Genomic DNA, 12,259 nt, shown 5'->3' on the forward strand with positions numbered 1-12,259 from the left:
CCTTGCCGGACGATTTTAAGCGCAATCCGCATATCCATGTCTGTTTTGAGCTGCGTCGATGACAGTACGCTTTGAACTCTACAGCACCTGGGGCTGTCATTTGTGTGAGCAAGCCGAGCAGATGCTGCAGCAGGCAGGTCTTACCGGCCAGTACCAGGTGCTGGATATTGTAGACGATGAACACTTATTCGAACGTTACCGGGTGTTAATCCCGGTACTGGCCTGCCGTGACAGCAAGGCCACGCTTGGCTGGCCCTTCGATCAGGCGCAACTGGCGGCTTGGCTGCAACAACAGCTACAGGAACACTAACGGTGGAAGTATTACGTTTTCAACAGGCCAGTCTGGCCTTTGGTACCCATCCGGTGCTGGACAAGGTGGATTTTAGCTTATTCAGTGGCGAGCGGGTCTGTCTGGTTGGCCGCAATGGCGCCGGCAAATCGACCTTTTTAAAAGTGCTGACCGGTCAGCAAAGTCTGGATGATGGCCAGGTGGTGTTACCCAGCGGTGTGGTGTTAAGCCGGCTGGAGCAAGATCCACCGGCCAAAATGGACACCCGCATTGCCGACTTTATCCGTGAAGGTGCTGGCGATCTGGCCGATAAGCTGCAGCAGTTTTACCAGCTCTCGGACGCGCTGGATGCCGACAATGCCCAGCAAATGCGACTGTTTGAACAGCTGCAAGCTGAGCTCGACAGCCGTGATGGCTGGTCGCTGGAAGCACGCGTAACCGCTTTGTGTCAGCAATTTGCGATGGAGCCAGAAGCAAACCTCGCCTCATTATCCGGAGGTTGGTTGCGAAAAGCGGCACTGGCACGGGCACTGGTGGCCAAGCCGGATATTCTGCTGCTGGACGAGCCAACCAACCACCTGGATATTGCCGCCATTCAGTGGCTGGAAGGCTTTTTAAAAGAATTTAAAGGCGCCATTATTTTTATCTCGCACGACAGGGCTTTTATCCGTGCATTGGCGACCCGTATTATCGATTTGGACCGTGGCCAGCTGACCTCGCATCCGGGCGATTATCAGCAGTATTTGGATCGCAAACAAAAAATCCTCGAAGACGAGCAGCAGCACAATGCCCTGTTCGATAAAAAGCTGGCCGAAGAAGAAGTCTGGATCCGCCAGGGCATAAAAGCGCGGCGTACCCGCAATGAAGGTCGGGTTCGAGCGCTTAAAGCCTTGCGTAAAGAGCGTGCTGCACGGGTCGAAAGCCTTGGCAAAGTCGAGTTTGCCATCGAGCAGGCCGAGCGCTCCGGCAAGTTGGTGTTTGAAGCCAAGCAGCTTTACCATAGCTTTGGCGGTGAGCCGCTGCTTAAAAACCTGGATCTGCTGGTGATGCGCGGCGACCGACTGGCCTTGATTGGCCCGAATGGTGTCGGTAAGTCCACTTTAATCAAGTTACTGCTTGGTGAGTTAGAGCCAGAGCAGGGCATGATAAAACGCGGCTCCAACCTCGAGGTTGCTTATTTCGACCAACACCGCCAGGCGCTCGATCTGGATGCGACGGTGCAAGACAATGTGGCCGATGGTCGCCAGGAAGTGATGCAAAATGGCCAAAGCCGGCATGTGCTGAGTTACCTGCAGGACTTTTTGTTTCCACCAGCGCGCAGTCGGACGCCGGTACGGGCTTTATCCGGTGGTGAGAAAAACCGTCTGCTGCTGGCACGGCTATTTGCCAAACCCAGCAATTTGCTGATCCTTGATGAGCCAACCAACGACCTGGATGTCGAAACACTGGAGTTGCTTGAGGATATTTTGCAGCAATATCAGGGCACGGTCATTCTGGTTAGCCACGACCGGGAGTTTGTTAATAACACCGTCACCAGTAGTTTGTTGTTTGCCGGTCGTGGTACCATCGTGGATATTACCGGTGGTTACGATGATGTGGTACGCTGGCAGGCTCAACAAGCCGAACCTGCGCCAAGAACAGCCAAGGTTGACGTTCAACCAGAGGCTCAGGTTAAGAAAGTAGAAGAAAAGGCGACCGGCAGCACAGAGCGTAAGTTGTCCTTTAAAGAAAAGCGTGAGCTGGAGCAACTGCCTGCATTAATCGAAACACTGGAAACCCAGGTGGCAGAGCTGCAGCAACAAGTGAATGCACCAGACTTTTTTGCCAGCCCGATTGAACAAACACAAGCCGTGTTGAACCAACTTGCTGAACTTGAGTCGAAGCTGGCGCATGCTTACGAGCGCTGGGAAATTTTAGAAGCATAATAAACAGACGTATTTATAGGGGTTTTTGCATGAAATTATCACCCATCAACCTGGCCTTGCTGCCTTTTCTGACCGCTTTTAGCGCTTCCGCTGCGGTGTATCAGGTGGTTGACTTAGGCGAGGTTGTCGATGCGCGTGCTACCTACGCGACTTCGGTGAATGATCAGGGCGTTGCGGTGCTCAATGGTCGTCAGCTCTATTCCGTGGATATTGATATCAGCATCATTGACTTTGATGATGACTTGTTCAATACCATCCTGTCAGATGAACAGCGGGCTGAGTTGAACAGCGGTGTGCTGACCGCTGAAACACACGCGATTTTGTATTCATTTTTATTGAACTGGCCTACACAGTACAACAATCTGAACTTCTCTTTGGAGAATCGCATCGCAAACCTGGTTGAACGTTATGGTTTTCAGCCAGTCACCACCACGGCAGCTTTTATTGAGCAAGGCCAGGGGGTAGAGCTGTTGCAGTTTCGTAGTACAGAAACCCAAATCGGCAACGATGAACTGGTGACAGGGCAAAATAATCTGAATATCCAGGTTGGTTATGCGACGCCACCTTTTGAGTACATCGACTTTACCCGTACTACCGACCCGGAGTCCGTGGACGATGGTGATGAAATTCCTGAGCCTACCGAGCATAAAATTTGGCGCCCCTCTGGTGCCCTGCAACTGGGTGTGGTGCGTATCGGGAATGAGCGTTTAACACTGACGCCGATTTACTCGGAGTTTGGCGGAGGCTTAAGTGCTGCCCTGGCTATCAATGATGAAGGCATGATCATCGGCCGAGGCAGTGTCAGCGTTCGAGATAACTTTGTCACTTTGGCAGAAGATAGCTGCACTGGTTTTTCAGCGCCGGTCGACAATTGTCTGCACTACCTGCATAGCGTCAGTAGTGGTTATGTTAACCGTGCCATGGTTTGGCAGCTCAATGACGATCTTACGATCTCTGAGCCACAGGTTTTAGGCTTCTTAGGGGATAAAGGCAGCAATGAAGCCCACCCTGAAACTGAGTTGCCAGAGGTGCAATACACCAGCCGAGCCAATGGCCTGAACAACCAAGGGGTGATTGTCGGTGTGTCAACTTACTCCGACTCCAGCGATGTGATCCGCACTGAACGTGTTGATCCTTGGACAGGGTTCCGCTTTACCCAAGAGAACATGTACTCCAGTGATCGTGCATCGGTGTTTATGGATGGACAAGTGCTGCCGATCTTTCCAGCAGATGACAGGGAGTGGTTGCAAAGTATTGCGACGGCAATTAACAACAACAATATTGTGGTAGGCTATGCCACTAAGTTTATTGCAAGCCAGCCGCGTAATCGCATGTTTACTTACGATCTGGCCACTAACACCATTGAGTTTCCGGAAGATTTTTTCGTCAGTGCCAATACCGTACCCCAGGCCATTAATGATCAAGGCGTTATTGTCGGTAGAACCGAGGCGGTCATCGCTTCGGCCAAGCGGCAGCGGGCTTTTATGTACAACATGGCGGATGGTAGTTTTGTCGATCTGAATACCTACCTGGCATGTGACAGCGGCTATACCCTGGTAGAAGCCAGCAGCATCAATAACAGCAATGAAATTCTGGCCACCGCCGTCACCGAAGTGCCACTGCGTAACTCTTTTGGTGAAGTCATACTGGATGAAGATGGCAATCCGCGTTCCGAGTTCCAGGCTCGGGCGGTTAAGTTAAAACCAATCGCCAATGGTTCACCCAGTGATTGTGGTGTGGAAAATGAGTTAACCTACGAGCGAAACAGTGCTTCGGGTTCGCTTTGGTCGGCTTTGGGCTTGTCATTATTGGTGCTGTGGCGCCGTAATCGTGCCCGCAGCAAGACGTCCGCCTAAACGAAACTGACGTACCGGCCTGTTCCTGCAGGCTGGTACAGCGGTGACCTGATGCTTCGTTCTCTATTATTACACTTGATTGCCGTTGTCTTGATCGTGCAGGCCGTTTCCTGGTTTCGCGAGCGATCCTTGTTGCCTGCCGACACCCAGGCTCCAATGTTTTACCACCGTACACTGGAACATGGTTGGATTAGTCGTGATGATTTACTTGGCAAACCCACCGTGTTGTACTTTTTTGCCCCCTGGTGCAGTATCTGTAAATACAGCATGCCCAATCTGGAAGCAATGCAACGTGATGGCTGGAACATAGTCGCGGTGGCGTTGAGCTATCAGGATCCGGCTGAAGTCGAGGATTTTGTCGCAGATTTGCACCTTAGCATGCCGGTAGTACTAGGCAACGATCAATTGCTACAGGATTACCAGATCCGTGGTTTCCCAACCTACTATGTGCTGGATGCTCAGGGGCGGGTGCAGCGCAAATCTTTGGGCTGGAGCAGCCGGCTTGGACTTGAGCTTAGAGTGCGTTGAGATTTTTTCTATCGTAACTTTGTGATACCCTTAGCCGTATAAAAACAACCATAAAAGCAAAATGCAACTAGCATCTTTAGCCTTACAACCACGGAAACCTGTATGAAAATTACCGCTCAATTTGATAGTGGCAATATTGATGTGATCAGTGCCACCGATCCGGCCGATATTCGTCTGGCCATTCGCAAAGACAACCAATCCGATTTTTACCAGTGGTTTCATTTCCGTCTGCATACACCGCACATTGAAGCTCACACCATCAAAATTACCAACGTCAGTGGTTCTGCTTATCCGGATGGTTGGAAAAACTATCAGGCCGTTGCTTCTTACGATCGCCAAACCTGGTTTCGGGTCGATACCGAGTTCAATGGCCAGGAGCTGGTGATTACCCATTACCCGGAAGCGGAATCAGTATACTTTGCTTATTTCGCGCCTTACAGCTATGAGCAACACTTGGACTTATTGCAACAGGCGCAGCTACATGACCGTTGCCAGTTGGTGGAGCTTGGTGAAACTCTGGACGGTCGTGACATGAGCCTGTTGGTGATTGGCGAGCCGGATGAAAGCAAGCGTAAAATCTGGATCACGGCGCGGCAGCATCCTGGCGAAACTATGGCGGAATGGTTTGTTGAAGGCTTGCTCGATCGCTTACTGGATGACGACGATGCTGTCGCCCGCAGTCTGTTGGATAAAGCCGTATTTTATGTAGTACCGAATATGAACCCGGATGGTGGTGTTCGTGGCCATTTACGTACCAATGCCATTGGGGTTAATTTGAACAGAGAATGGCAGTCGCCTTCGATGGAGCAAAGCCCTGAAGTCTATTTGGTACGCCAGAAAATGCTCGATGAAGGCGTTGATATGTACCTGGATGTGCATGGCGATGAAAACATCCCCTACAACTTCCTGGCCGGTAGTGAAGGGGTGCCTTGTTTTGATGAACGCATGCGCAGTCTGGAGCAAAGCTTCCGTCAGTACTTGCTGATGGCTTCTCCGGAGTTTCAGAATGAACACGGTTACGAAGTGGATGCTCCTGGTAAAGCCAATATGACGGTGGCGTCCAATTGGGTTGCTCAGCAGTTTAACTGCATGGCCTTTACCCTGGAAATGCCATTCAAAGACAACGACAAGCTGCCAGATGCCTTGTTTGGCTGGAGCGATGTCCGTTCCATGAAGTTTGGTCAGGATAGCCTGACAGCTATATTGGCGATTGTTGATCAATTGCGTTAAGTTGAGTAGGTCAGTTGCTGTTGCAACTGGCCTTTACAAAAGGGGAGTTCATGGCCATTATCAGTTGCCCGGCCTGTGGGCAGAAAGTATCCGATAAGGCACCCGAGTGTCCAAAATGTGGAGCCGCCATCGCTGGGCTCGACAAAGAGAAGCTGGCTGCGATGGAACGTGACCGACGATTGAACCTGAATCAATCTTTAGTGACCCAGTCGATGCTAGCGATGGTATTATTTCTGGCAGGTTTCTTTTTTTACTGGCAACTGCCACCTCATGGTTGGCAATATTATGCGGCTATCGTAGCCATTGGTGTTGGTTTTATCTGGTACCTGGTCAATCGGGTACGGATCTTGATGTTTAAGCGAAAATCCAAACATGGACTTTGACTCTCTGGTTGGCGCCATGGCGCCGGAAACCTATGAAAAACTAGCCGAAGCGGTAGCAACTGGCCGCTGGGCTGATGGTAGCTTGTTAACGGATGAGCAACGGGCGCACAGTATGCAATTGGTACTGGCCTATCAGGCCAAGGTACTGAAAAGCAACGAGCCTTTTACCATAGGTGCCGATGGCCAGATGGTACAAAAAAGCAAAGCAGAGATGAAAGCCTCCTGGCAGCAGCAAACTCCTATTGCACGGTTTAATCATGATGATCTTTAAGCGTTTGCTACGGCCAAAATGGCAACATCCGGACAGTGAAAAGCGCATTGCTGCTATTCATGAGCTGAACGAACAACAATCAGATTATAAGCATATCCTGCATGAGCTGGCATTTAATGACGGTAGTGCCAAAGTGCGTCAGATTGCGCTGGAAAAACTGAACGACTTCTCACTCTGGTGGCAGGCAAGCAAAAAAGAATCCTCTGAACGTTTACGACATGAGGCTGAGAGCCGGGTGGTTGAAATGGTCATTGCCAACCAAATTCCCCAACGCTTAAAGCAGCAGTTTATTGAGCAGTGCCAGCGCAGCAGCGTGCTGGAGCAAATCTTACGACAGGAGCAAGACAGTCGCATCAAGCTCAGCTTATTAGAGCGGCTGGATAAGCAAGAGCTTTACCTGGAAGCATTGCAGGATAATCAGCTTGCGCTTAGTACCCGGCAAGAGTTACTAGCACGTATTCAGGATGACAAAGAGCTGGAGCGATTGCCAAAAAGACTGCCAACTGAGCTGGCTGAGCAGGCGAGTCAATTAGTGGCAGATCGTCAGCAACAACGTGAGCGGCCAGCCCGACTTCGTAAACAGGCTAGCCTGATATTATCAAAAATTAATGCCCTCAAAGAACGTGCTCCGGCCGATAGTGAACAGCGCTATATCCGCTACCAGCAAGAGTGGATAGCACTCGAGCATGAGCTTAGCCAGTTGGATGATGGATCGACACTGCAGGCTAAGTTTCAACAGTTGACCGCATCGGTCGAAAACTTCTTTGCCAGTAGTTGGCAGCAAGCCAGACAACAGCAAGCCGAGCAAGACAGACTGCAACAGCAGCAATTACAACTGATTGGGCTGCGTAAGGCGATAACGGCGCTTGAGATCGATTTGCAGCAGAGCTTGATGCAAACCAACTTGCAGCAGGCCGAGCAGCTGAATGCTCAGTTCCAGGCATTGCAACAGCAGTTGCAACAAGCCGATCTGGCAGCTACCGATCAGGTACTGCTCAATGCTGAGATGGTGAAGCTAGAACAACAGTTGATCGACTTACCTCGGGTGGCGTTGCGTTTTGGTGAGGCCGAGCAACTGCTGCAGCAGTGGCAAACTGAGCTGATCCCCGAGCAAGCTTCGGAACTTGCTGATGCGAAAGCTCGTTTGCAGCAGTGGCAGCAGAGCTGGCAGCATTTGTCTGCTGACTTGTCCCCAGCGATACCTGCAACACTTAAAGAGTCCTATATGGCACTGCAACAGCGTTGGCAGAATGCTATAAAGGAGCTTGAGCGCCAATTACAACAGCCTTTTCGCCAGTGTCGTAGCAAGTTGCACGAGTTTAAACGTTTGCATCAGGCTGGAAAATTCAACCTGTTGTTTGGTTTATTCAAAGGGATAGAGCACAGTTATCAGCAATTATTGCCAGAGCAACAACAGCAACTAGACAGCTTGTATCAGCAGGCAAAACAACAGCTGGATGAGCTCAGCGATTTGCAGGCTTTTATCGCCCGGCCCCGTAAAGAAGCATTGCTTCAGCAGATGCAGCAGCTGGTGCAGGAACCTATGCACAGTGCCAGCGAGCGTTCGGCGCTGGTGAAAAAAGCGCGGGCTGACTGGCTTTCACTCGGTAAAACCGCCGAAGATGCAGAGCAGGACTGGCAACAGCAATTTGATGCAGCCTGCGAACAGGCATTTGCCCCATGTCGTGAGTTTTTTGCCCGGCAACAAGCCGAGCGGGAGCAACATGCTGCAGACAAGCAGGCTTTGCTTGATACCTACTCAGCGCAGCTTGTAGATGATTCACAGGAGGTGCTGTCTGCTGCGCTGCAACAGTTGCAGCAGCAATGGCAAGCCATTGGCCCTGTACCAAAAGAGCGGCATGAATCACTTCAGCAGTCGTACCAACAGCTGTGCCAGCAGTTTCGTCAGAGGGTGAAGCAGCAACAAGCTGCTTTTGCGCAGCAAAAACAACAGCTGGTTGAGCAGGTGAAAGCAGCAATAGAGCTGAGTGATAGCCATCAAGCGGCTGCCATCCTGAAGCAGTGTCAGCAAAGCTGGAAACAGATCCCGTTTGCCGGTAAAGCGCAAGATGCGGTGTTATGGCAAGAGTTTCGCACCCTGTGCGATGATTTTTTTGCCAGACGCAAGCTGGATTACCAACAAGCACAGCAAGAACGTGAGCAACAGCAACAGGCTTTGCAGCAAGCATTGAGCGCCTGCGATCAAGCCTTGCAACAAACCACTCAGCTGCAACAACTCAGCTCGCTGCGCAGCCAGTTGCAGGCGCTGGATTTAAGCGGCTTCTCGTCTCTGCAACGCTCCAGGCAGCAATTAATGGAGCAACTGGAGCAAAAGCAGCACAGTCAAATAGCCAGTGAGCAGCAGCAAAGTTACCAGCAGTTGTTTGCAGCATTAAAAGCAGCCGCAGAGCCAGCTCAGCTACCAGCTTTGTGGCGCGATGCATGGCTGAAGCAGCCTGATGGCATGAGTCGTGCTGAGCTGACCATGGTGTTGGAGTTGATGGTGTCAGGGCAGGTGCAGGACCCGACGGCCAAGCCTGAGCAGATTTCCGCGTTAAAACTGCAGCTGTTGGCAGAAAAGCACAATCAGGCCAACAGCTTGAGTAAAGATGCATTGTTGGCACGTTGGTTAAGTCATGGACCTATACAAAGCCATGAAGCAGCCTTGTTGCAGCGGGTGGCGGCTCTGTTTATTTGAGCTTAGCAAGCTCAGTTTTTGCTTAGCTCGCCGCGTAAATTGCGCTGCATCTGTTCGCGCACATCCATTGCAGTCAGTGGCTGACTCAGCAGGTAGTGGAGCTTGGTCAGAGTCGCTTCCAGTGTCATGTCGTAGCCACTGATCACGCCACGGGCCTGCAATGCATTGCCGGTGGCGTAGCCTTCCATATTGACCCGACCTCGAAAACACTGAGTACAGTTCACAATAATGCTACCCCGTTCAGTAGCCTGCTGTAAGGTAGCAAGCAATGCAGGCTCCTGTGGGGCATTGCCAACACCATAGGATTTAATAATCAGTGCTTTCACCGGAGCCGCCGCCATATTGGCAATCACATCCACACAAATGCCGGGATAAAGGGTTACCACACTGATGGGTTGGGGTTTCACGTCAGCTACACTGAGTGCATGATTGTGACGCTCGGTGGTACTAAGCGCACCCGCCTGCAAACGGATTTGAATGCCGGCTTCCAGCAAAGGCGGGTAGTTAGGCGAGGCGAATGCATTAAAACCATCGGCATCTGCTTTAGTCGCACGGTTGCCGCGAAATAGTTGGTTGTTAAAGAACAGCGATACTTCATGGATCGGATATTCAGCCGCCAAATAGAGCGCATTCAGCAAATTCACCTGGCCATCGCTGCGCAGCTGTGCCAAAGGGATTTGCGATCCGGTCACAATCACCGGCTTTGCCAGGTTTTCCAGCAAAAAAGACAGTGCCGAAGCAGTATAAGCCATGGTATCGGTACCGTGCAGTACCACAAAACCATCATAAAGCTGGTAGTTCTGTTGAATGTCCTTGGCAATTTGCAGCCAGTGGGCTGGCGTCATATTGGATGAGTCGATCAGCTCTGGGTACTCATGGATGGTAAATTCCGGCATCTCGGCCCGAAAAAACTCAGGCATGCCCTGCACCGTTTGCGTTAAAAAACCAGGCGCAGGTACAAAACCTTGTGCTGATTTTTGCATGCCAATGGTACCGCCTGTGTAGGCGACGTAGATCCGCTTTTTACTCATGATTTGCCTCAAAAAAAGCCCGGCTTAAGCCGGGCATTGTAGCGAAGATCGTGCTTGGTGTCAGTCGATTTGACACAACAGGCAGAAGGCGTAAAGCCCTTGCGGATCATTGAAGTTGCTTAAGGTCACAAAATCATGGCGCAGTTGCTGGGTTAACCGGCCTAGCGCCTGACGTTCTGGGCTGATGGCAGATTGAGGCAACCAGCCTTGATTAGCAGCACCACCAAATATATCGATCACCATTTGCTCAAAAGGAGACAACTCATGACCAATTACTTTCACGTCGTAATGGCTTAAACCAGCACGCTCAGCGGCTGCAGCAATCGCATCTTCAAAGCTACCCAGCTTATCCACCAAACCATACTCTAAAGCACGTTGCCCAGTAAATACCCGGCCTTGTGCAACTTGATCAACTTCCTCAATACTCATGCCACGGTTATCTCCGACCATGCTAAGGAAGTCTTTGTAGCCGCGCTCGATCAAGAGTTGGAAAATATCTTTTTCACGTGGCTGCAGGCCTTTGAAAAATGGCAGGCCAGAGCTAAGGCCGGACAGTTCCGTTGTGCCGACGCCATCGACATTAACACCGAGTGCATTGAAGCTGTCTTCCAGGCTATGGAACAAGCCAAAAATACCAATGGAGCCAGTGATGGTGGTGGGGGATGCCCAAATCTCTGTAGCAGGAGCGGCAATCCAGTAACCACCGGAAGCGGCAACCGCGCCCATAGAAGCGATGACTGGTTTGCCGGCATCGCGCAGAGCCTGTACTTCACGACCAATGATCTCAGAAGCAAAGGCGCTACCACCACCGCTGTCGATACGCAGTACCACGGCTTTCACTTTGTCGTCATTGCGGGCGCGGCGCAGCATGGCAGCAGTACTGTCGCCACCTATGGTGCCGGCCTTGGCGCTACCATCTACTATCATACCTCGGGCAACCACCACTGCGACCTTGTCGGTCAGAGGGTTGTCCATCTGGCGGCTAGGCACTACCATGTCACGATAGTCATCGAAGCTAACCTGGTTGTAGGTCTGATTGTCGTTTTGACCTACCAGTTCAATCATTTTCTGACGGAAGGCTTGCTGCGTGGTCAGTTGATCGACCAAACCCAGCGCCAGTGCCACCTGAGCCAGATCGCCATCATGCTGTTGCAGGTGGTGATATAAGGCATCACGGGTCTCAATAAAGCTATCTGCTGTTAAATCACGGCGCTCGGCCACCGTGCTTTTGTAGCTGTCCCACAAATCATTCAACCAAAACAGACTGTCCTGCTTGGCTTCTTCGGACATATCGTCGCGAATAAAAGGCTCTACGGCAGACTTGTAAGTGCCCACCCGAAATACATGGGTATTTACTTTTAACTTTTCCAACGCGCTTTTATAGAACATTGGAAAGCTACCATAACCTTCCAACAGCACCGCTCCCATAGGGTCAAGGTGTACTTCATTGGCCAGACTAGCGAGGAAATACTGATTCTGACCAAAGAAAGCGCCGCGGGCATAGATGTTCTTGCCGGCTGCTTTAAAGCTTTCCAGCTCTTCAGCGATAGCTTGCAGTTTATCCAGTGAGGCGCGACCAAGTCCGGATACATCCAGTACCATGGCCTGAATACGATCATCCCTGGTGGCTTGTTGCACTACGCGCAGCACATCTGAGACCAGTATTTCGTTCGGATCGGACTGACCGCCAAAGCTCTCATTCAAAATGGTCGCGATGGGATCAACGAAGCGTTTCTCTTCGACCAGATCACCGTTTAAGTTCAGCACCAGTGCTGAGGTGGCAGGTACCTGAACTTTATCCTTACCGCTGAAGATAATAATCAACAACATCAATACAATAAGAATAAAGAGGGTGTTTAAGATAATGGAACGAAACACTTTGTAACCACGCCAGATGCCTCCGAAGAAGCGCCGCACGAGTCCAGGGTTGGCTGTAGACATACGAATTCCTACACAACATTAAAAAAAATTAGGTCATACTATGCTAGCGAATTTAGCGGCTAAAGATAACTGCAATTTGTAAGCAAATGTACATATTGCGTATCTGG

The 12,259-nt window shown here is 50.9% G+C and carries 10 protein-coding genes; 8 read left to right on the forward strand and 2 right to left on the reverse strand.

The window, feature by feature from the left end; all coding sequences use genetic code 11:
• Nucleotides 1-58 precede the first annotated feature (58 nt).
• From JJU14_RS03970 to JJU14_RS04005, 8 genes are all read left to right on the forward strand, one after another.
• Complete coding sequence (locus JJU14_RS03970; protein ID WP_228611306.1) at nucleotides 59-310, forward strand: glutaredoxin family protein; 252 nt, start codon at nucleotides 59-61, stop codon at nucleotides 308-310.
• A 2-nt stretch (nucleotides 311-312) separates the two neighbouring features.
• Nucleotides 313-2,214: an ATP-binding cassette domain-containing protein gene (locus JJU14_RS03975; RefSeq protein WP_228611307.1), complete on the forward strand. Its 1,902-nt coding sequence runs from the start codon at nucleotides 313-315 to the stop codon at nucleotides 2,212-2,214.
• Between the two features lie 29 nt (nucleotides 2,215-2,243).
• Nucleotides 2,244-4,070, forward strand: coding sequence for a DUF3466 family protein (locus JJU14_RS03980; protein ID WP_228611308.1), 1,827 nt, complete (start codon nucleotides 2,244-2,246; stop codon nucleotides 4,068-4,070).
• 51 nt (nucleotides 4,071-4,121) lie between these two features.
• The gene (locus tag JJU14_RS03985) at nucleotides 4,122-4,598 is read left to right on the forward strand and encodes a TlpA disulfide reductase family protein (RefSeq protein ID WP_228611309.1); all 477 of its coding nucleotides are present in this window, start codon (nucleotides 4,122-4,124) and stop codon (nucleotides 4,596-4,598) included.
• Nucleotides 4,599-4,700: 102 nt separating this feature from the next.
• Nucleotides 4,701-5,828 carry a M14-type cytosolic carboxypeptidase gene (locus tag JJU14_RS03990; protein ID WP_228611310.1) on the forward strand — a complete coding sequence of 376 codons (1,128 nt, stop codon included), beginning with the start codon at nucleotides 4,701-4,703 and terminating at the stop codon, nucleotides 5,826-5,828.
• Nucleotides 5,829-5,878: 50 nt separating this feature from the next.
• Nucleotides 5,879-6,211: a zinc-ribbon domain-containing protein gene (locus JJU14_RS03995; RefSeq protein WP_228611311.1), complete on the forward strand. Its 333-nt coding sequence runs from the start codon at nucleotides 5,879-5,881 to the stop codon at nucleotides 6,209-6,211.
• Nucleotides 6,201-6,482 (forward strand): DUF1315 family protein, encoded by a 282-nt coding sequence (locus JJU14_RS04000; protein WP_091339896.1) that lies wholly within the window; start codon nucleotides 6,201-6,203, stop codon nucleotides 6,480-6,482. Before JJU14_RS03995 ends, JJU14_RS04000 begins: the two co-directional genes overlap by 11 nt.
• Nucleotides 6,469-9,180 (forward strand): DUF349 domain-containing protein, encoded by a 2,712-nt coding sequence (locus tag JJU14_RS04005; RefSeq protein ID WP_228611312.1) that lies wholly within the window; start codon nucleotides 6,469-6,471, stop codon nucleotides 9,178-9,180. The genes JJU14_RS04000 and JJU14_RS04005 overlap by 14 nt, the downstream gene beginning before the upstream one ends.
• Before the next feature lie 11 nt (nucleotides 9,181-9,191).
• Here the strand turns inward: JJU14_RS04005 and ansA are convergent, their stop codons facing one another.
• Together ansA and sppA are read right to left on the reverse strand one after the other, a co-directional pair.
• Nucleotides 9,192-10,211, reverse strand: coding sequence for an asparaginase (gene ansA, locus JJU14_RS04010; RefSeq protein ID WP_228611313.1), 1,020 nt, complete (start codon nucleotides 10,209-10,211; stop codon nucleotides 9,192-9,194).
• 60 nt (nucleotides 10,212-10,271) lie between these two features.
• Nucleotides 10,272-12,152, reverse strand: a complete 1,881-nt coding sequence (gene sppA / locus JJU14_RS04015; protein WP_228611314.1) for a signal peptide peptidase SppA — start codon at nucleotides 12,150-12,152, stop codon at nucleotides 10,272-10,274.
• Nucleotides 12,153-12,259 lie beyond the last annotated feature (107 nt).

The organism is Alkalimonas sp. (assembly GCF_020831925.1).
In the GTDB taxonomy this organism is placed as follows: Bacteria; Pseudomonadota; Gammaproteobacteria; order Enterobacterales; family Alteromonadaceae; genus Alkalimonas.

Bases quoted from the DNA above. Each gene is read 5' to 3' on its own strand.
- JJU14_RS03970 (WP_228611306.1), top strand. From the start codon at position 59: ATGACAGTACGCTTTGAACTCTACAGCACCTGGGGCTGTCATTTGTGT.
- JJU14_RS03980 (WP_228611308.1), top strand. From the start codon at position 2,244: ATGAAATTATCACCCATCAACCTGGCCTTGCTGCCTTTTCTGACCGCT.
- JJU14_RS03985 (WP_228611309.1), top strand. From the start codon at position 4,122: ATGCTTCGTTCTCTATTATTACACTTGATTGCCGTTGTCTTGATCGTG.
- JJU14_RS03990 (WP_228611310.1), top strand. From the start codon at position 4,701: ATGAAAATTACCGCTCAATTTGATAGTGGCAATATTGATGTGATCAGT.
- JJU14_RS03995 (WP_228611311.1), top strand. From the start codon at position 5,879: ATGGCCATTATCAGTTGCCCGGCCTGTGGGCAGAAAGTATCCGATAAG.
- JJU14_RS04000 (WP_091339896.1), top strand. From the start codon at position 6,201: ATGGACTTTGACTCTCTGGTTGGCGCCATGGCGCCGGAAACCTATGAA.
- JJU14_RS04005 (WP_228611312.1), top strand. From the start codon at position 6,469: ATGATGATCTTTAAGCGTTTGCTACGGCCAAAATGGCAACATCCGGAC.
- ansA (WP_228611313.1), bottom strand. From the start codon at position 10,211: ATGAGTAAAAAGCGGATCTACGTCGCCTACACAGGCGGTACCATTGGC.
- sppA (WP_228611314.1), bottom strand. From the start codon at position 12,152: ATGTCTACAGCCAACCCTGGACTCGTGCGGCGCTTCTTCGGAGGCATC.